Origin of the sequence: Nostoc sp. PCC 7107, from assembly GCF_000316625.1 — a bacterium.
GTDB lineage: Bacteria > Cyanobacteriota > Cyanobacteriia > Cyanobacteriales > Nostocaceae > Nostoc_B.
Map to the genome: position 1 here is coordinate 823,385 of NC_019676.1, position 22,190 is coordinate 845,574.

10 protein-coding genes are annotated in these 22,190 nt (G+C 38.8%); 1 reads left to right on the forward strand and 9 read right to left on the reverse strand.

Translation table 11 applies throughout. From position 1 onward, the window contains the following. Positions 1-71: 71 nt before the first annotated feature. Both NOS7107_RS03540 and NOS7107_RS03545 read right to left on the reverse strand, forming a co-directional pair. Positions 72-1,154: a class I fructose-bisphosphate aldolase gene (locus NOS7107_RS03540; RefSeq protein ID WP_015111616.1), complete on the reverse strand. Its 1,083-nt coding sequence runs from the start codon at positions 1,152-1,154 to the stop codon at positions 72-74. 509 nt (positions 1,155-1,663) lie between these two features. After that, positions 1,664-3,457, reverse strand: coding sequence for a tetratricopeptide repeat protein (locus NOS7107_RS03545; RefSeq protein ID WP_015111617.1), 1,794 nt, complete (start codon positions 3,455-3,457; stop codon positions 1,664-1,666). Positions 3,458-3,684: 227 nt separating this feature from the next. Between NOS7107_RS03545 and NOS7107_RS03550 the strand changes: the two genes are divergently transcribed. Continuing rightward, positions 3,685-8,277, forward strand: a complete 4,593-nt coding sequence (locus tag NOS7107_RS03550) for a CHAT domain-containing protein (RefSeq protein ID WP_015111618.1) — start codon at positions 3,685-3,687, stop codon at positions 8,275-8,277. On the opposite strand, the gene NOS7107_RS03555 is transcribed toward NOS7107_RS03550, so the two are convergent. The 7 genes from NOS7107_RS03555 to NOS7107_RS03585 form a co-directional block, all read right to left on the reverse strand. Further along, positions 8,235-9,719, reverse strand: a complete 1,485-nt coding sequence (locus tag NOS7107_RS03555; RefSeq protein ID WP_015111619.1) for a response regulator — start codon at positions 9,717-9,719, stop codon at positions 8,235-8,237. The genes NOS7107_RS03550 and NOS7107_RS03555 overlap by 43 nt on opposite strands. 47 nt (positions 9,720-9,766) lie before the next feature. After that, positions 9,767-12,604 (reverse strand): ATP-binding protein, encoded by a 2,838-nt coding sequence (locus tag NOS7107_RS03560; protein ID WP_015111620.1) that lies wholly within the window; start codon positions 12,602-12,604, stop codon positions 9,767-9,769. Between the two features lie 376 nt (positions 12,605-12,980). Beyond that, on the reverse strand, positions 12,981-13,619 hold the full coding sequence (locus NOS7107_RS03565; RefSeq protein WP_015111621.1) for a hypothetical protein: 639 nt from the start codon (positions 13,617-13,619) through the stop codon (positions 12,981-12,983). Positions 13,620-13,736: 117 nt separating this feature from the next. Beyond that, the gene (locus NOS7107_RS03570; RefSeq protein ID WP_015111622.1) at positions 13,737-14,615 is read right to left on the reverse strand and encodes a hypothetical protein; all 879 of its coding nucleotides are present in this window, start codon (positions 14,613-14,615) and stop codon (positions 13,737-13,739) included. Between the two features lie 741 nt (positions 14,616-15,356). Further along, the gene (locus NOS7107_RS03575) at positions 15,357-16,871 is read right to left on the reverse strand and encodes a thioester reductase domain-containing protein (protein WP_015111623.1); all 1,515 of its coding nucleotides are present in this window, start codon (positions 16,869-16,871) and stop codon (positions 15,357-15,359) included. Positions 16,872-16,886: 15 nt separating this feature from the next. Then, positions 16,887-18,548: a PfaD family polyunsaturated fatty acid/polyketide biosynthesis protein gene (locus NOS7107_RS03580; protein ID WP_253274503.1), complete on the reverse strand. Its 1,662-nt coding sequence runs from the start codon at positions 18,546-18,548 to the stop codon at positions 16,887-16,889. Between the two features lie 266 nt (positions 18,549-18,814). Then, positions 18,815-22,111, reverse strand: coding sequence for a type I polyketide synthase (locus NOS7107_RS03585; RefSeq protein ID WP_015111625.1), 3,297 nt, complete (start codon positions 22,109-22,111; stop codon positions 18,815-18,817). Positions 22,112-22,190 lie beyond the last annotated feature (79 nt).

The following is a 22,190-nucleotide window of genomic DNA, read 5'->3' on the forward strand; positions in this document are numbered from 1 at the left end:
TAATTGTGCATATATAAAAAGGAAGGTGAATATTGATCACCTTCGTGAATTTGTTATCTAATTGCGGAACTTTAAGCGATAGTTACATCTGGTGATAAATAAACATCTTGAATTGTGTGAAATAGTTTCACTCCTTCTGCGAATGGACGCTGAAAAGCTTTACGCCCAGAAATTAATCCTGTACCACCAGCCCGTTTATTAATAACAGCAGTGCGTACTGCTTCAGCAAAGTCACTTTTGCCAGATGCGCCACCAGAATTAATTAATCCTGCTCTACCAGCGTAGCAATTTAGCACTTGATAACGAGCTAAATCTATGGGGTGATCAGTAGTTAATTCTGTATAAACTCGCTCATCTGTTTTGCCATAACTTTTACCTGTGGCTTTAACAACTGCACCGTAACCATTGTTACATTCAGGTAATTTCTGTTTAATGATGTCGGCTTCAATGGTTACGCCTAAATGATTTGCTTGTCCAGTTAAGTCAGCAGCAAGATGATAATCTTTATCTTGTTTGAAAGCATTATTACGTAGATAGCACCAAAGAATTGTCACCATTCCTAATTCATGGGCGCGTGTAAAAGCATGACTAATTTCTTGAATTTGTCTGGTTGATTGATCAGAACCAAAGTAAATTGTTGCGCCTACGGCTACTGCACCTAAATTCCAAGCTTGCTCAACACTAGCAAATAATACTTGATCAAATTGATTGGGAAAGGTTAAGAGTTCGTTATGGTTAATTTTGGCAATAAACGGAATTTTGTGAGCATATTTGCGTGAGACAATACCCAATACTCCCAAAGTTGTCGCAACGGCATTACATTCACCGGCGATCGCTAATTTAATAATATTGTCTGGGTCAAAGTATATGGGATTTGGCGCAAAAGATGCACCAGCCGAGTGTTCAATACCTTGATCAACAGGCAGAATTGAGAGATAGCCCGTATTTGCCAGACGACCAGTAGAATAAAGTTGTTGCAGATTACGCAAAACTTGAGGATTGCGATCGCTATTAAGCCAGATTCGATCTACAAAGTCTGGACCTGGTAAATGCAATAAATCTTGAGAAACTTTGGCTTTGTAATTCAGCAAGTCTTCTGCTTCTTTTCCTAACAATGACTCGATAGAATTAGCCTCTACCAATGTAGTTGTCATAGCACTTTCCTCAAACTTGAGAAAATAAATTTGCCTTTACGATAGCATTCTGACATTTTATCTCTCAGATGATTGACTATCTCAGCAAAAACTTATTTTGGATACTGAATACAATATTGTTTATATTTCTTAGAAGAAAATTTTTTAGAAAAAGGCAGATAAACACTGATAATGTATCTGTGCTTATCCATGGATAATAGTAAGTTAAGTAGGATTCTAGCCGATAATTTAATCTTATACTTACTTTTGCTAACTAGCTATATATCAAAAGAAACAAACATTTATAATTATAAGTTTTATTAGTTCAGAAATTAAGCTCATTAGCATCTATCAAAAGTTATATTTACTAGTAATAAATCCACGATAAAAGTCAAAATAAAGATTAATTAGCTAAATTTAAATGCTGTGCCTGAATTTGGCAAATTAGTTTTATGCAGAGTAATCATACAGGACTTAGACACAAATATTGTCTGGGGAACGGTTCCCCTAACTTTAGGCATGGGGTCAATCTAAAATCTAGAATCCAAAATCGTGTGACGCATTGTAGTGCTATCTGGCATTACTGGTGACTTGAGTTTTTGTTCTTGTTGTGCTTTTAATTTTTGTTGAGCAATTGTTTGATTAGCTAATGCTAATGCGTTTTTAGGATCAAGTTCTAATGTAGCCATAAAAGTTTTTACAGCATCTTCTAATTTGCCCAATTTCAATAAGGCAACTCCTTTACCAGCTAAAATATTCGCATCCATTGGAGCCAGAGTACTAGCTTGGTTGTAAGCATTAATCGCCTCATCATATCTAGCTAAATTAAATAGTACGATGCCTCTGTTGTACCATCCTTGCGATAAATTAGGGTTAATGCCGATCGCTTTATCTACAGACACTAAGGCTTCTTGATTGCGAGATAAATGCCATAAGACAACGCTTCGGTTAGCCCAAATATTAGCTAAGAGTGATTTATCTGCAAATTTGCCCACATTTTCTAATGCTTTATTATATGCTGTGAGTGATGCTGAATAGCGGTCTAAGGTTTTGAGAATTCTGCCTTTATTAAACCATGCTTGAGCATATTTCGGATTAATTTCGGTGGCGCGATCGCTACTAGCAATTGCATCAGTATATCTGCCTAAATACCATTGGGTAGCTGCACGATTATTCCACGCTTCTGCATAGTTGGGATTGAGAGCGATCGCTCTTTCGATTGATGCTAATCCTTCTTCGTAATTTCCTAATCCAGCTAAGGCGATTCCTCTCTGTTCCCAAGCTAAGGCGGGACTGATATCACCCCAGCGGCTATCACCTTGGAGTGCAAGTTCTGCGGCTGCTTGTGCTTCGGAAAATTTACCTATTTTGTTCAAACTAGCACTTTGACTAGCTAAGACTAAGGCATAATTAGGACTGAGTTTGATGGCAAATTGGTATGAAACTACGGCTTGTTCTGGTTTGCCGATCGCTGCTAATGATCTACCATGTTCTAACCAAATATCTGCATCTTTCGGATTCATCGCCACTGCTTGATCAAAGGAGGCGATCGCTTCTTCTAATTGTCCGTTTTTTTTCTGTGCCAAACCCTTAGTGTACCAAGCAATTGCTGGTGTGGTATCACCCCAATTTTGATTTACTTTAATGGCTGAGTCACAAGCGGCGATCGCTTCGCTCAACCTGTTTAAATTTGCTAAGGCTTGACAATTACCGACTAACGCTAAAGAATTCTCAGGCGTAATTTCTAAGGCGCGACTAAATGAGGCGATCGCTGCGTCTAGTTGTCCTAATTTACTTTCTCCTAGACCACGATTGTACCATGCTACCACTGCTGTAGTACTGCCCCAGTTGCCATCAGAACGCAGTGCTAAATCACAGGCAGCGATCGCTTCGGCATATTTATTTAAACTTAATAATGCTTCACATCTTTGAGCCAAGGCTAAAGAATATTTTGGCTGGAGACGTAAGGTGCGATCAGCTGATACTAACGCTTCACTATACTTGACTTGCTTGAGCAAAATTGCTGTGCGTGTTACCCAAATTTCTATTTCATCGGGTTTAATGGCAATTCCTTGATTACAAGCGGCGATCGCTTCATCATATTTCTTTTCCTCTGCCAACAACTGACAAAAATTTGCCCAATAGTCAAAGTCTTTAATCTCTAATTTCTCTTGAGCAAATAAAGTTGTTGGCACTAACGAATTTGCTAATAAAAAAATTGCTGTTAGTCCCCCAACAATACTGCTGGATTTGCCTGATTTTCTCAACCAGTTATTAATAGCTTGTTTTACTCTTGACTTAGCAGTAGTATGGAAAAATCTCATATTTTTTTAAATTTGTTAATAATATTTAACTTGGCATCTACTCTAGCAAACACATATCTCATGAATTAATTTTGCCAACATTCGCAAAAATTAACATCATGAACTTAGAGAAAATTCAAATTTGTTTAATTATAAGCAACTTAATAAGTTAATGTATATTCTATAGATCCAAAAGATAACTGAAAACTTTAAACTCTCTATAAATAAATTAAAAAAATCTAATTTTTATGCCGCCAGTAATTTCCTTAATCATCACAGTTTACAATCGGGAGAATTATCTCAGATTAGCTATAGAAAGTGTTTTATCGCAAACCCGACAAGACTTTGAACTGCTGATTTGGGATGATGGTTCTACAGATAATAGCCTAGAAATTGCCCGTGAGTATGAAAAGTGCGATCGCCGTGTGCGGGTAATATCATGCCAAGATAATATTGGAGCAACCAGAGCCTTAAAAGCTGCGATCGCTCAAACTAGTGGTAGATATATCGGTTGGGTAGATAGTGATGATTTACTAGCACCCACAGCCCTAGCCGAAACAGCCGCAGTTTTAGATGTCAAACCCAATATTGGCTGGGTTTACACCGACTATTTAGATATTGACGAAAACAATACAATCCTCAGCTATGGTTATCGTTGTCTCGTACCCTATAGCCGTGAAGCACTGTTAAATCGGTTTATGACATTTCACTTTCGGCTAATTCGTCGAGAAGTGTTGGATTTAGTGGGAGGAATTGATGAGTCACTTGCAGTGGTAGAAGATTACGATTTATGTCTAAGACTTTCTGAAGTTGCAGAAGTAGAGCATATATACAAACCTTTATACTACTATCGCACTCATCCCGAAACTATATCGCGGCAACGACAACAAGAACAAATCAAAAACTCCCAACTAGCAATTCTCAAAGCAAGACAACGCAGACAGCATCACAAACCAGACTTACAACACAAAGCCCTCATTCCTGACAGCAAAATAAATTTTACTGCTATTTCCCAAGCTAAGAAACAAACTTTTCCAAAATCTATCAAAACATTAGCAGTAAGCAACATAGCATTGCTATTATGCCTCCTACCCACAACAGCCATAGCCCAGAACATCACCCCCACCAACGATGGTACAGGCACAATTATTAACCACCAAGGCAACAATATTAATATTAGTGGCGGTAGTCTCAGTAGTGACAAAGCCAATTTGTTTCACAGCTTCAGCAAATTTGGACTTGATGCCAACCAAACAGCCAACTTCTTATCGCAACCATCAATTCAAAACATCTTAGGTAGAGTCACAGGTGGCGAAGCATCAATAATTAACGGCTTAATTCGCGTTAGTGGGGGAAATTCCAACTTATATTTAATCAATCCAGCCGGTATAATCTTTGGTGCTAATTCTAGTTTAAATGTCCCAGCATTATTTACAGCTACCACAGCCACACGCCTCGGTTTTGGTAATAATAACTGGTTAAATGCGGTTGGAACAAACGACTACAACCAACTTATCGGCACACCTAATAGTTTCGCCTTTGATAGCAGCGTTGCTAGTGCGATATTCAATCAAGGTAATTTGGCAGTGCCATCAGGGAATAATTTAAGTTTATTTGGCGGCACAGTAGTAAGTACAGGAACTTTGTCAGCGCCTGGTGGTAACGTCACAATTGCTGCTGTACCTGGGAGTAGCTTACTCAAATTGAGTATGGCGGGGAATCCTTTGAGCTTAGAAATTCAACCGCTGAATGCAACTAATAATAATTTGCCGGGGAATTCTTTACCAGCATTGTTGACTGGTGGTGGTGTTAGTAATGTCTCCGGGTTGCAGCTTGAAAATGGTGAGGTGCAGTTAACTGGTTCTGGCTTGAAGATTGAGAATGGCGATGTTGTGGTAACTCAAGCCAATGGGAAAAACATTACCCTCGCCGCTAACCACAATTTAACGTTGCCAGAAAGTCAACTTTCCGTCACTAACAACTTAAATTTACTTGCTAAAGATACCGTGAGAGTTCGTGATAGTGTTGCTAAAAATTTCTCGGCTATTGCTGGCAATAAACTCACTATTCAAGGTAATCAAGGCATTGATATTTTTGCGATTAATCACTTAGACACAACACCTTTTATCAGCGGTGGTAATTTCACCTTAATTAGTGATGGCAAGATTTCTTTAGACGCGCACTTTGCCAGCGGTGGTAAATTTTCTATTCTTAACGCTCTAGGAAAAGGTGCTGATTTTATCAGTTTAGTTGACCCAATTGTTAGTTCTACCCAAGATGTTACCTTTGGCAACTACACTGGCCCATCTTTAAAAGTAGAATCTCTTGGTACTATCACCACTGGCAATATTGTTATTACCAACCAAGATATTGCTCTCGCTACTTTTTGCAGCACTAATACTTGTACCACAGATGCTCAACTTTTAGCCAGTCAGCCATCTTTGATTTTAAGAGCAGGTTTGAGTAGCTTAATAGAACAGAATTTTGGTACTGCACCAGTCGGACTCAACACAACCACCGGGCCATCTTTACCAGGCAATGTAGTCACAGGTAACATTTCATTTAGTCTGTATGGTGGGCCTGTAATTATTAGCGCCACAGGTAATATTACCACTAGTGATATTGATACTTCTAACACTAACGGTGCGATAGGCAACGTAGATTTAACTGCTGGTGGTAACATTACCACTGGTAATATTGATACCACTGATTTCGCTCAATCTGGTGATGTAAATTTAACTGCCGGCAGTAGCATTATTACTGGTGACATTGATACTTCTAGTTTTACTACAGCAGGTTCAGTCATACTCAGAGCAGGTACTAGTGGAACGTTTGGCAGAAATATTACTTTTAATAGTATTAATACACAAGGTACTGATGATGACGGTGTTTCTACAGGCGGGAATGTTAACATTTTAGCCTATGGCTTAGTCAGAGGCACAGGTGTTATTTCTGATGGTGAAGGCGGTTTTACTACTGATACAATTAACACTACTAGTCTAAATAGTGGTGTTTCAGGCTCAATTACGATTCAACATGATGGTGGGCCAAATAACGTCCCATTTATTGTTGGTAATTCTGCTACTAATGGTACAGCAGGAAGAATTGTGAGGAATGATACGCCAACAACTGGTACTTCATTTCCGGTTTTACCCAATGGTGGCACAGTTACAGATGCAGGTAACAGCGCTAATTTTACTTCCATCAACACGCCACCCACTATCACCGCAAATTCACTGTTTTCTGGTGCAGTCAATCAATCGATAACTTTTACATTTGGGTCTTTAAATCCCATTACTAGTGATATTAATAACGATAACCTGACTATAATTTTTGATGCCATTTCATCAGGTACTTTAACTTTTCAAGATGGCACACCAGTTACTGTCGGCAGTGTGCTAACTTCTAGTACAGTATTAGTATATACGCCACCTGCAAATACTAGAGGTGTCATTCCGGCTTTCACAGTTAGATCTAGCGATGGCGTTTCTCAGTCAAATCCGCAACAAGTTAATGTAACTGTTGTTTCAGAACCAAATGTTGATGATCCAATCCCTGAAAAACCACCTACAATAGTAGATCCACCACCAAAAGTAATCAAAGATCCCTCTTCGCAAATTGATGAAAAATTTACAGATCAGGTGGGAACATACTTAGGAGAAGGTAAACAGCCAATTAAGGGTATCAAGGAAGCGCAAGAGATTCTCACTAACATTGAATCTTCGACAGGTGCTAAACCTGCCCTAATTTATGTTTCCTTTGTACCTGCAACTATCAAACCTACTGCCCAATTACCGATTATTAGTCAAGATAACGACGTTCTGGAATTGGTAGTGGTGACAGCTAAAGGTGAACCAATTCGGCAAGTATTAACAAATGTGACGCGATCGCAAGTTATTACAGCTAGTCGTCAATTAACCAGTGCAGTAACAGACCCAGCACTACGTCGCACCTATATCAAACCTGCTCAACAACTACACAATTGGCTAATTGCACCCATTGAATCTAACCTCAAAGCACGAGAAATCAATAATTTAGTGTTTCTCATGGATACAGGATTACGCGCTATGCCCGTAGCCGCACTTTATGATGGTCAACAATATTTGGTAGAACGTTATAGCGTTGGTTTAATGCCGAGTCTCAGCCTGACAGACACAAAATATGTCGATATTAAAAAAGCTAAAGTTTTGGGTATGGGTGCATCTCAATTCATGAATCTAGACCCATTACCAGCAGTCCCCACAGAATTGAAAACCATTGAGCAGCTTTGGCCTGGTAAAGCCTTCTTAAATGAAGCCTTCACCTTGAAAAATCTCAAAGCGCAACGACAAGACATCCCGTACGGAATTGTTCACCTCGCCACCCACGGCGAATTTAGAAAAGGTGCGCCCAGTAACTCTTATATTCAATTGTGGGATAGCCAACTAAGAATGGATCAAATGCGCCAACTAGGTTGGAATAACCCATCTGTAGAGCTAGTTGTACTAAGTGCTTGTCGTACAGCCTTGGGTGATGAAGACGCAGAACTAGGTTTTGCTGGCTTTGCTGTCCAAGCTGGTGCTAAGTCTGCATTGGCGAGTTTATGGTATGTCTCCGATGAAGGTACATTTAGCTTAATGACCGAGTTTTACGAAAAGTTGAAACAAGCCCCCATTAAAGCCGAAGCCCTCCGCCAAGCACAAATAGCCATGCTCAAAGGAGAAGTCCGCCTAGAAAACGGTAAACTAAAAACTTCTCATGGTGATTTATCTCTACCACCTGTCTTGCTAGAACTCGGAGACAAAAACCTAACTCATCCCTATTTCTGGTCCGCTTTTACCATGATTGGTAATCCTTGGTAAGCCGGTTTACGGTCAAGTTGCGTTGGAGAACTTAAAAATTTTTGCTTGACTACGCCTGTGTGACAAAGCTGTGGCTGCTGAATAGGGATTTCAACTACGAATTCTGCTCCTTTCCCCGGCTGAGAAATGCACTGCAAACTACCGCAATGTAGTTCAGTGATAATCTGATGACTGATTGACATTCCTAACCCTGTACCTTTACCAGCAGGTTTCGTTGTAAAGAAAGGATCGAAAATTCGTTTTTGAATATTTTCTGGTATTCCCAGTCCATTGTCAGCAATTCTAATGGCAATGCGATCGCTTCCCAGCACCTCAGTCATAATCCGAATCATGGGCGATCGCACATAACTAGGATAATTGTCCATAGCCTCTGTTAAAGCATCAATGGCATTACTCAAAACATTCATAAACACCTGATTCATTTTTCCTGGATAACACTCCACCTTCGGTAAGTTGCCATATTCTTTGAATACCTGAATTTTCGGCTGACCTGGTTTTGCCTCAAGATGTCGGCGGAGAATCATCAGTGTACTTTCTATACCTTCATGGACATCTACAACTTTTACTTCCGCTTCATCATGACGCGAGAAGCTACGCAAAGACTTAATAATGTCACAAATTCTCTCAGTTCCAACTTCCATTGAAGAGAGAATTTTAGGTAAGTCTTCGAGCAAATATTGCAAATCTATTTCCTTGGATTTAGCGAGAATTTCTGGAGTAGCTTTGGGTAACTGGTTTTGATAAAGCTTTAATAGTTCTAGCAAGTTCTGGGTATAGCGACTGACATAATAAAGATTGGCGTGGATAAAGTTCACAGGATTATTAATTTCGTGGGCTATACCCGCCACTAGTTGACCTAGTGTAGCTAGTTTTTCTGATTGCACAAGCTGAATTTGAGCTTTTTCCAAGGTGCAAAGCGCATCCGCAAGTTTTTGAGTACGTTCCAAAACCCTTTGTTCTAAGTTATGCGTTAACTGTTGTAAAGCTGCTTCAGCGATCGCCCGTTCTTTGATTTCTTGTTCAAGACGCAGATTTTTTTCTGCTAGTGCTAGATTCAAATTTCGCAAATTCACATGAATTTGCACACGAGCTAATACCTCGGCTTGCTGAAACGGCTTGGTAATATAATCTACAGCACCTAAAGAAAGACCTTTAACCTTATCGACTGTATCACTCAAAGCCGTCATAAAAATGACGGGAATATCTTTTGTCTGTGGATTTTGCTTCAGTCGGTAGCAGGTTTCAAATCCGTCAATTCCGGGCATCATAATATCTAACAAGATGAGGTATGGTGGATCGTATTCAATTTGTTCGATCGCACTTTCTCCGCTAGTTGCGACTGCAACTTCAAAACCAGCATCAGTCAGAGCTTCTGAAAGTACCTCTAAGTTAGTGGGGGTATCATCTACAATCAAGATTAAATTTGTTTCTGGAGTCTGCACAAATCGTTACCTGATAATTATTTAAATTTTGATTGATTAATTAATATTTATCTATGATCCATATCACAAATTTTTTCTAGAAAATTTCTAATTTCTTTCATTTGGAATCCTTGAGCTAAGTGATTAACATATTGCACAAATAAAACATAGCTTTCGTCCATTTTTTCTATATTTTCTAAATGTTTATGAATAGCTTTTATTCGACCTTTTAAAGCTAATTCTTTTAAATGATTCAATTCCTCAATTGGTGGAAGAATAATTTCGGCTTTATCTAGTTTGTTATTTCCTATTATATGAGCAGAGGCTATCGCATCTAAATTATTTTCTTCATAAATCCATTCCAACTCTAAATGTTTTTGTAAAGTTTCTAATAATTCACATAATTGAACAGGTTTGGACAAAAAGTCATCTGCACCTGCGGCAAAACTTTTTTGTTTATCATCATCAAATACACTAGCGGAGGAAACTACAACCTTAATATTTTGAAGTGCTGTAGATTTTCGCAAATGATATAACATCTCATATCCATCCATTACAGGCATACAAACACCAGTAATAATTAAATCAGGTTGAAATTCAACAATTTTTGCTAACGCATTTTGTCCATTTCCTATCTCTGCTACTTCAAAACTAAATGCCTCCAATAGACTAACAAACACAGAGCGATTTTCCACAACATTATCTACTATTAATATTTTTTGTCTTCTTCCTTGATAACCAATAATCTTACTTGTTGGTGAGTTTTTAGATATGTTTATCCATTCCTGGGATTTTGCTATGTCTAACTCAAACCAAAAGATACTACCCTTGCCTATTTCGCTTTCTACTGCCAAATTCCCACCCATGATAGTTAATATCTTATGGCTGATTGACAAACCTAAGCCAGTGCCTTCCGATTGCTTTTTAATGCTACCAGCTTGCTCAAATGGTAAAAATATTTTTTCTAATTCTTCACTTTTTATACCAATACCAGTATCTTCTATTTGAAAGCGAATTTTATAAGTGTTTACATCAGATCGTGTATCTACATCATTTGTGATTAAATTATTTTCAGACCTTACTAATTGAACTTTAAAAATTACTTTACCTGCATCTGTAAACTTAATAGCATTACTTAACAAATTAATCAAAACTTGCCGCAGACGTTTTTCGTCGGCTTCGATAGCCATTGGCAGATTTTGATCATATTGATGGATAAACTCTACACCTTTTTGTTCTGCTTTAATGAGACAAATTTCAGCAACAGCCTGAAGAAAAGAAAGAAAATGAAATTGCGTAGGATGTAGTTCTAATTTTCGTGCCTCAATTTTAGAAAGGTCAAGAATATCATTAATCAGAGTTAGTAAATGAGATGCACACTGGTTAATAACATTGATACCTTTGCGCTCTTTCTCTGTGAGAGTTTTTGATCCTTGGAGAATTTGAGCGTAACCTAAAATCCCATTGAGTGGTGTACGTAGCTCATGGCTCATATTGGCGAGAAATTCGCTTTTAGCTTTATTGGCACTATCAGCATTTTCCTTGGCTTTTCTGAGTTCTTTTGTGCGGTCTTCAACGCGAATTTCTAATTCTTCATTAGTTTTAGATAATTCAGTAAAAGATTCTCGTAATTGTGTGGCCATCATATTAAATGATTGTGCTAAAATCCTCAGTTCTTTAACCTGAAATTCTTGTACTTTTTGGTCTAGTTTACCATTGGCGATCGCTTCGGAAGCTTGACTCAATTGTAGAATTGGTTGCGTGATCCATTCAGATGTATAAAATCCTAAGATAATTGCCAGTCCTAAAGCTAACAAACACAGCAGAATTGTTGTATGAGTATTAGCATTAATTTGAGCCATGAAGTCTTCTTCAGGAATCACAACAACCATCAGCCAATCAAGTCCCCAATCATCCCGCCAAGGAGTAATCTGGACAAATTGACGTTTACCCTGAAGTAAAAAATAAATTTGTTGAGAATCATGAATTTCCTCGAAATTTTTAAAATGTTCATTCAAATATTTTGCCGTTGCTTTAATTAGAGGATCTTTGCTATCTGATACTGAAAGACGTTGAGGCTTTTGGTTTTTGATTGTGAAGGGTTCTTCATAACTCGAACTAGCAATTAATAGACCATTATGTTCAACAATAAAAGTTCTCCCTGTTTGGCTAACTTTCAACTGTCTCAAAAAATCACTAATCTGTGAAAGTCGTTGTTCAGCAGCAATAACACCAAGCAGTTTTTGATTAGAGTCATAAATAGGATGACTAGCAGCAATAGATAAGTTAAACGGCGGTACTAACCAGTTATAAACCGGACTCCAAACAGATTTACCTTGTTTTGCTGCTTCTGAATACCACCCCTCATTTTTAGCAATAAATCCTCCATTATCTTGAATAATCTTAGTCCGTTGACCCTGATTGTCGGTTGCCCAACTATATAAATGATTACTGCTATGATTATTTTTAAAAGATAGTTCATCAATAGTAATGCGATGATCACCAAAGAGATATCCAGCAGCAATGTAATCACCTGTTTGAAAACCCAAAAGAATATAACCAATATCAAATGATTTCAGTCGCCGCAAAAAAAAATTTCCCAATTGTTGTTTATTTTCTAAATCTAACAAGCCCATGTCAATCACATCTGAGGTAAGGAGAACAACCTTTTGGGGAACGTGCATATAACTATCCAAGTGTTGGTCTATGCGTCCACTTACTTCTGTCAGTAATCGACTGGCTAATTCATTAACAGCTTTTTGTCCATTACGTAATGATAGATATCCTGTCAGACCTACGGCCGTCACAACTTGTAGTACAAAAGGAACAACAAGAATTAAACGTAATGAGATTTTTTGCGCTTTGCTGTCGTGATAAATCTGTTTAGTGAGCAGCTTGAATGACATATAAAAATATAGTTTGACTACTGAAGATATTTATGTGAGGCAATAGGCAATAAAGAAGATATGAGACCTAGTTTCGTAAAAATAAAATATGAACTACATAGCTGATTTTATGGGTTTATAAAAATATTCATACTTTGCCAGCTATAAGAAATAATTTATAAAGTAAGGCTTAAATTATCGTATTGTGCCAATGCTTAATACAGCATATCTCTCGGTGCATTATGGCTAATTTAGTTCTTTTAAACTACTAAATCTTGATATAGCCGTAACACGCCCTACTTAATATTTACTTGATCAATAAATATGATCTAAGGTTAATAAATTAAGTTTGAAGTTGAGAATACTAGAGTTTTTATTAACTACCTGCAATGAGTGATTAAAACAAAAAAGTCTTGTTTTTATTAATTTTTTTGCTTCTACTTTGTTTGGATGATGTCATTTGGCTGTGGATTTTAGGAAGCATAAGAAAGATACAGATGGTAGCAGTTGAGCAAAATAAGTATAATGGATAAGCTGAAAGAGCAAAAGACCAGTTTTTGAGAGCAAAAAGGTTAAGTGTATGTGCTAATAGAAATATTATCCATGTAGAAAAATCTTCTGTGTGTGGCTGATAGTAGGATTTTCTCATTGTGGGTAACGCACCTAAAAAATCAATGCCGATATTAATGACAAGGGCAATGATAGGAGAGCTAAACTGCCACCAGAGTACAAGACTAATACCAGCAGTTAATAAACACCATCGATCAAAACTATTCCAACCACCTTCACCATATTTAATAGCAAGTATGGCAATAATTAGATGACCAATTGCTGAACAAACTGGAACCCATATCGTATTAATAGCACCAGATGAATAATAGCTCCAGCAAAGAATGAAACCGACAATTGCCCAAATCCACCAAGTTACTCTATTCGGACGAGTTTTTCTGTGATAGATACTGACTACGTAGGGTAGAAAGCCTAAGAACGAGAGAAATCCTGCGACTACACCAATGACCTCTTGCCAATGAAACATGATTTATGATTAGTTTCTATTCAGTTGATGAATAAGTAGTAGATGCAATTTGAGGAAATGTCCACATCAACATAAAGAAAAAATTATTTGGTATCTGCACCCTGGAGCGATCGCTAGTTATGCAGAAACTAAGTTACCTGTCTGTGAATCCTCCAACAATTGCAGACATTCACGATAAATTTCTCTGAATAAAGACTGTTGTATGTCTACAAATGCTTGATAACCTTCAAGTACCCACTCCAAAATTTGTTGTTCTGATTCAGGGCGATAACGTACTACCATATTCAGAGCTTCTAAAACATGGTCAAAGTGTCTCGCTTCTGCACCGGAACCTTCATGTTTACCGTGGATGACGACATAACACCAGGGATCGTAGCGATGTCCGCGGATGGAGACAGGAGTAGTTTGTTCTTTGAGGTAGCGGTCAAATCCGACTCCTTGATTTTCATAACGGACAATCATATCCAATAGTGCATACTCGCGATCGCCCAACATTTCCGAAGCCGCATGAAATCCGATGGCGCGAATTAAAGAAATCGCATCCCCAGGTGTTCCTTGGTAGCCAGCCACTACAGCTTTTACAATCTCATCCAACCAAGTTGGAACCCCAGAAAATTGGTTGCGTTCTTCAGGGGAAAGTTTTGCATAGTCTCCTGCTGTTCTCAGCATCAATTGAGCTAATTCCCGATGTGTAATACTGTAAGCTCCTTCATCAGATGCAGCAATCATAATCTCAGCCGAAATTTGGAATCCTCGATCAGCTTCTTCAACTACCAACATTTCAGGATCGGTAAATGAATAGCGAGACATCGCAACAGAACTTGCCAGTCTAGAAATTACCGAAGATGCGTAGCCATTGAAGTAGATATAATATTGCAGGAACAGATACCATGTAGTTGGGTTACGTATAGCCAAGCGAATTGTAGAAGCTATTGTCTGCTCTAGTTCCGAAAAGTCAAATGCTTGTTGAAATAAAGTCTCAGAGAAGATTTTCATAAACTAAATCACTTTAGGATCAATATCAAAAATTGTGCCAACTTTGATATTGACACTAATGTAATTTTTGACTAATTTGATTTACATCAGTGATCTAACGGCTTTTGATACAAATACTCAATTTCAGTATTTGCAACTTCAAGAATCAAACTTATTTCAAATAAATTCATCTAAAGATTACCAAGACTAAATTTAATTACTCAATTTTTATTCAATCTTTATATAAAAATATTCAATATACTGCCGTGTTCCTGATATCTGAAAATTAACATGGAGTTTTTATGATTATTTCTAAATCAGAACCATACCTATAAATGAAAACTAAAAACATATAAATTTTATGTGAGCAAAAATATTAAGAATTGATATCCTTAACATTAAGATTTAACGTAAATCAATTTGATAATAGACAGCAGTATTATTGATATAGTATTAGGTACAAAAAAACCAGTCTGGAGGACAAACTGGGTTTTGTATTTTTCACTAATTATTCAGCCATTATGTGATTAATTATTACATTTATTCATGAATTTAATTGACTGTTAAAATATATTTCTAACTGTAAATATCCAACATAAACTGATGTAATGCTACGATACATAACAGCCAAAATATGTAAGTATTCAGGAGTCAGAAGGGTTAAAGAATAAAGAGAAATATTTGATGAATTAATTTGCTAATCCTGTAGATACTTCTAAATTCTGACTTCTGACTACTGGGTGCTGAATTCTTAGCAAAATGTTACAAAGCAATACTCAAAAAACCGCTTTCGATTAAATAAGCTGTGTAAGTTATAAACAACTTAGAATCGATTGGCGGACAGGAAATAGAACTACCTGCTAGTGCTTTCACCGTCGCTTCACAGCTAATTGTTGGTCTTCTCGCTTGCAGATACAAATCTGGAATTGTTAATTGTTCTTCCGACCAGCGTTCTAACAAAAATGGTCGCAAAGTATACAAAGGATTATCTGGAGAGGCAGCATTTTTAATTAACTCTGCTTGCCATTCATCGTAGGGTAGCATTTGCACTGGATAACCAAAAGAACTTACCCAATCAACTAATACTTTTAAAGTCACAGGGTGGGGATGTTGTAAGTGGAAAGCTTTACCGATTGACTCTGGCTGCATCGACAGATAAACAATCGCTTTACTTACATAGTCTACAGGCGACATATCCAACATATATTCTACATCGGGGAAGCTACCCATTTGTAGACAACCCTTGACCATCAAATTGATGAAGTCGTGGGTGTTACCGATACCTGTTTGACTATCGCCGGCAATTAATGGGGGTCTGTGGATGGTCACAGGTAAACCGCGATCGCTGGCTATTTTCACCAATTTCTCAGCTACCCATTTTGTTTGGGAATAACCGAGGAAAATACCTTCCCAGTGACTAAAGTCATTATCTTCTTTGACCACCTTCCCAGCGTAATAGGGTGATTCAAAGACAGCCACACTGGAAACATAATGTACAGGCTTGACTTTGATTTGACAAGCCAAGCGCAATATTTCTTGTGTACCTAAAACGTTAGCGGTTTTCAGTGCGGAGTAAGGATAAACGTAGTTTAATAAAGCAGCACTGTGATAAATAGTGTCAATGTTGGTGGCTAAAGCTTGGAATAATTCTCCTCCAAGCCCTAACAGTGGTTGAGATAAATCACCAATGACGGGAATAATGCGGGGATTTAACTCAGTTTCTCCAATTGCATACTGTTCTAGGTTCTTTTGCAGCTTGTTTTTACCATCTTCGAGGCTGCTGGCGCGTACTAAACAGTAAAGTTCTGCATCGGTTTGTTCTAGCAGTTCCCGGATGATGAAAGCGCCTAAAAAGCCTGTGGAACCTGTTAAGAAGATTTTCTTGGGTTTGTCTACAGGGGTGTAAACAGCGCCACCAGGATTAATTGTCGGGTCGAGGACTACTTCGGCTTGTAAATCGAGAGTGGGAATTTCGGCGATCGCATTTCCACTTGTTTGCTTGACACTCCCTGTATCTTGCACATCCGATTGTTCTTCTAATTCTTCAGCTAAACGCTGAGACAAAGATGCAATATTGGGATAATGCCACAACAACAAAGGAGATGGTTGAAAACCTAGCAATTCCTCTAATTTACTAACTAGAGTCATGGCTTGTGCTGAGTCTAAACCATAGTTTTCTAGATTTTCATTGATATCAATTTCGTCGGTTTCTACACCCACTAACTCAGCCAAGTGAGACACCATCCATACTTGAATATCTGCTGCACTATAAGACATTGTTACCTCTTTCAATTATTGACAAACTTCAGGACGATATTGAGTGTAGTAATCGGGTATTTGCAAACCTTGAATTTTTAAATTTTGGATGCGATAGGAAAACGCCGCGCCCTGCATAATATGGTCAGCAACATCGACAACTCGGCGGTTTTCTGGTTCAGCTAAATAAGAACCACGCACCCAGTCATTAAAACCACCCATCGCCGGGCCGCACCAAATTTGATAATCAACTTCTCGACCTTTTTCACCAGCAGTAGACCAGCGAGAAGATAAGCCTAAATACCAACGGAAAATTAAAGCCATTTTCAGCTTAGGATTATTTACAGCTTTGCCCAATTTTTCCGGGTTTTTCTGTGATAAATAAGCAGCCGTTCCTTCCCAAGCCTCAGCAATAGTTTTCCGAAAAACTTGTTTTTCTAACTTCTCCCTTTCTGCCGCAGGGATTTCTTCAATTGAGTTATAAGTGCGGTACAATTCATACAATTTTTGCGCCCGCATGGGGAACATCGTACCCCGTTTTAGCACTTGAACTTTCACACCCATTTCAAACATATCGCCAGCAGGAGCCATAGTTACATCAGCCATTTCTGCTTGTGCTAATAGTTTTTTGGTATGCTCACAAGCACCAGATTCAACACAAGCTTGATTGATAGAACCAGTAACTACATAAGCCGCACCCATCATCAAAGCTGCTAAGGTTGATTCTGGGGTAGCAATTCCCCCGGCTGCACCGATTCTAATTGGTTGAGAATAATGATATTGAGCTTGAATTTCATTCCTTAACGCAATCAGTGAAGGGAGCAAACAAACTAAAGGACGATTATCAGTATGTCCGCCAGAATCAGCTTCTACAGTAATATCATCAGCCATTGGCACTTTCTCAGCCAATTTAGCTTGTAACTCAGTAATTAATCCTTGCTCAAGTAATTCTTGAATAATTTTCGCTGGTGCTGGCTGCATAAATTTACTCGCAACTTCCCGGCGAGAAATTTTAGCGATGACTTTATTTTTAATGATGATTTGATTGGCATCATTTAAACTTAACCCAGCAAGTCGATAATAAACAATATTGGGTGTTAAATCTAAAAATGCCGAAGCTTCTACAACCTTCACCCCATATTTCAGATATAAATCCACAGCCCGGCGTTCAATTGCCATATCGTTAGGACTGTGAATTAAATTGAAAGCATAGGGGCCATTAGGTAAAGCTTGCTGAATTTTTTGAATTGCGGCTTCTATTCTTTCTGGAGGTAAACCACCTGCACCAAAAGAACCTAAAATTCTTTCTTTTCCTAAAGCAATCACCATTTCTTCGGAAGCAATACCACCAGCCATTGCGCCAGTCATGTAGGCATATTTGACACCATAAGCAGAGAGAAAACTGGGGTCGCCTAACTGTTGAAGAGAAAGTGGTGCAATGGAAGTTAGTAATTCTACCTGTGAAGTTGTACCATTTTCAACAGGATATAAATACCCTTCATTAGTAACACCAACTTTCCCGGCAATTCTCACAATGTAGCAAGGTTTATCTAATACAAGTAATTTATCTTTGATAGCTTGCTGCTCAAAAGATATACTTTCTAAGTTACCTTTCCAAACAAGATTTTGATTGTAGTTGTAGGTAGAAAATCTCAAGCCATTATCTTGGGTGCTGAGTGGCATATCGAAGGTCGTCACAGTAGTTATCCCTCGGATTGTTCAGTATCAGATTTTTTATCTCACGCAGAGAGAAGTTGCGTGCGGGGGTTCCCCCGTTGAGGAAACTTCGGTGGACGCGGAGGTGCGGAGTTTGAGAGATATTTCGAGTTATATATGTTGCATTTAATTCTCTTTACCTCTGTGTCTCTGCGCCTCTGCGTGAATTTTTAAAAGTTTAGGAAAGGTCTAAGAATAAAGCATTAACACGCCTTATCCTTAAACCATGAGGTAACGTGCATTCAAACTCATTCTTTAAGCAAATCTTCGGCGCAAACTAATTGCAATTGAATAATTTCACCCATTTGCTTACTAAAATCTTGACGAGCTTGTAAAAAAGCTGTATGTGCTTGCGTTATCCGAGCATTATTAGCATTCAGCTTTTGACAATGAGATGTATTTAACTCCAGCATTCTAATTAATATATCTAAATCATGATTGATAGCAGATGCTTGGTTAGGCGTGGCGATTAACTCAGAAGATTCTAATTTTTCTGCTGCTGTAAAACCGTGTTCAATGATATCTTTCCTGGAAACTTCGGCATTTTGAGTCAGAATTTCACCGCCTAAGATTTTATGAGTATCTTGCAGTGATTTGATGATGTCAACTTCATCAGGAAATGGTATATTTGAATGCAGATTTTCTGCTTGAATATCTTTTGCTTTCGTAGCTAAATCTTGGAAAAGTTGGCGATTTTCTTCAGTCAAAATACTCGCTGTAATCGATTTACCACCGACTGTAATAGTGCGTAAGGTGGCTTTATTTTGTTTAGTTGTTGGTGCGAGATTGTAGAGTGGTGATAAATCTACAGCTACGCGATGGCTGAGAAGTTTTGCTAGTGCTTTGACAATGTTAGTATGGTCATCCATCCCCCGGCGATTGAGGGATACAGTGATGTGGTCTTTGTCTTCGAGGATTTTATCAATCCAGCGGGAACAGACACCACCCGCACCAGCTTCGATGAAAATTCTTGCGCCGTCGTCGTGGAGGCGGTTGACTAGGCGGGGGAAATCTAATTGTTGACAAAGTCCGGTGGCGATGTGGTCAGCGATCGCACCACTCTCAATTACAATAGGTTGATATTCCGCCGCCGAGTAGAAGGTAACACCTGATAGATTCTGGGATGGCAAAGTATTTAATTTAACTAACTCTCCATGCTCCGAGCGCATCGTTTCACAGTGGATAACGTGATCGAAAGGAGCCACGAAAGAATTACAACCCAAGGCGGCGATAACTCGCTTACAAGCGGCTGGTTCACCAGCAATTAACACTTCTTCCGGTGTATTAATTTGTGTTAGATAAACTTGTGGCTCGTTCTTGATGGCTGCCTGAACTTGTTCGGGACTGGTCATCAAGACGAAGTTACCCCAAAAGGTTTTATCTGAATTATCTGTGTTTGGTAAGCCCCAAAACTCGCGGACAGCATTTTTCGGGCCAGATAACCTACTCCCAAACAACGCTGAGGAATTAAAGGAACTACTACCTTGAAAGAAATCGCTCCAAACCCCTTGAGCGACCATCATACTAGTTTCACCCAAACTGTAGCCAAATACATACTTCGGCTTGAGTTGAAAGTCATCCCGAATAATTGTGGTGAGGAGCCTGGTAAAGAACATTTCCGCTTCAAACATTGCTAAAGAGTCATCTAGCAATTGCTTTTCTAGAGTTTCTAGCTGTCTGAGGGATAATTTACTCAAACTTCTCGGAAACACTCGTAGTTCTACATCCGCTACCCGCTTATGTATACTCTTCACCATGTGGTCGTTGAAGATTCTAGGGAACAGGCGGAAAAGATTCCGACCCATGCCCACATAAGAGTTCACCGCCGCTGGATACACATAAGCAATTTCAGCACTTTGTCCCAAAGGTTTAGGTGTGAAGTAACTACCTACAGGTGTTTGCCAGTCTGTACCTTTATCAAAAGCCGTTTTGACACCTTTACGGGCTGATTCGATTTCTTTGAGAAGTTCTTTTTTGTTCCGTCCGTTGATAGCTATGGCGTACTGTGCCTGAGTATTAGCTTTATATGCAGCAAAGGCTTGACTAGCACTCTCTGATAAAGAAGAACTAGTTTCAATGCTTTTTTGCAAACTATTTAGCGCCGCAAAGATACTGTCTTTGTCGTCAGCTGCAATGGGGAACAGATGATATGGCATTTGTTCCAAATATCGGCTAGGGCGTTCTTCTTGGGTGGGGTCTTCCGAGATAATCAGATGAGCGTAAGTGCCATCACAACCCACACCATTAATTGCTGCTATCCGAAGGTCAGAATCTTTACCCAAGAACCAAGGGCGAGATTCTGTCGCCACATAAAAAGGACTTCCTTCCCATTGTTGAGGTGTTTTTACGCCAGACCAGTTGGGAGTACCAGGAATGTAGCGGTAGTAAAGACACAATGCTGTTTTAATTAAGCTGGCAATTCCCGAAGCTACTTGAGTGTGTCCGATATTGGCTTTGACGCTACCGATAGCACAGTGCAAACCATTCCCTACAGATGGATATGCTTGCAATAAACTAGTGATTTCGGTTTCGTCTTCTTGGGGGATACCGCTGGCGCAAACTTCTACATACTTCACCTGAGAAGGTTGTACACCTGCGCTATGAAAGGCTTCGTTAGCTGAATTAACAAGAGATTGTCCGATACTAACAGCATCAATAGTGGCATAAATGCGATCGCCATTCTCTTGTGCCACATCATAGCGTTTGAGAACAACTGCACCAGCACCTTCACCCACAGTCCAACCGTCGGCTTTTTGGTCATAACTCAGGGTATTCACACCACTGTTTATCTTGGCTGTTTGATGGCGTAACAAAACATTTTCTACACCACCAGCTAAGTCAACAGCACCAACAACGACTGCATCAGCTTCACCAGTCATCAATAGCATTTGAGCAACTTCTAACGCTTTGAAAGCAGAAGTCTCTACAGATGTGAGAGTGAAAGCAGGCCCGGTAAAGTCCCACAGCGAAGATATGCGACTCGCCATGATGTTGGTGATATAGCTTAAGTACTCACCAATTTCTACTTGTTGGTGAACGCTATCTTTAACGATGGTTTCTAGTTGAGCAATCTTTTCTGCTGGTAAGGTAATTTCTGCTGCATTCAAACCATCTTTGATTTGCCAAGACAAATCCCATCTTTGCTGTAGCTGATGAACAGATAATTCTGCTTCAGCCGCAATAATTACCGCGACATTTCCACCTTCCGGTAGTTTCGCATCTTTAATGGCGCGTTCTGCAACCTTCAAGATTAAGAGTTGTTGGGGGTTGAGTTGTTCGACTTCGTTGGGAGGAATTTTATAGGCCAAAGTATCAATTTCAAAGTCTTTGATATATGCCCCAACAGGTGGTTTACCATCAATTAGACCGTATTCTTGCAGTAAATCTTTTTGTTCATTTATGCCATACCATCTTTTTTCAGGTAGGGGTATAAAATGCTGTTTGCCATCATAAATACTGCGTTCAAAAGTATCTAAGGTATTACATTCGCCGAAGAAGGCATCCATGCCAATAATCGCAATTTTGTTTTTATTATCTTGTGTCATTATTGAGTACCTAAACAAATTTTTTTTGCCTCACGCAAAGGTGCAAAAACGCAAAGGGAAGAGGGAATAACGAACCACA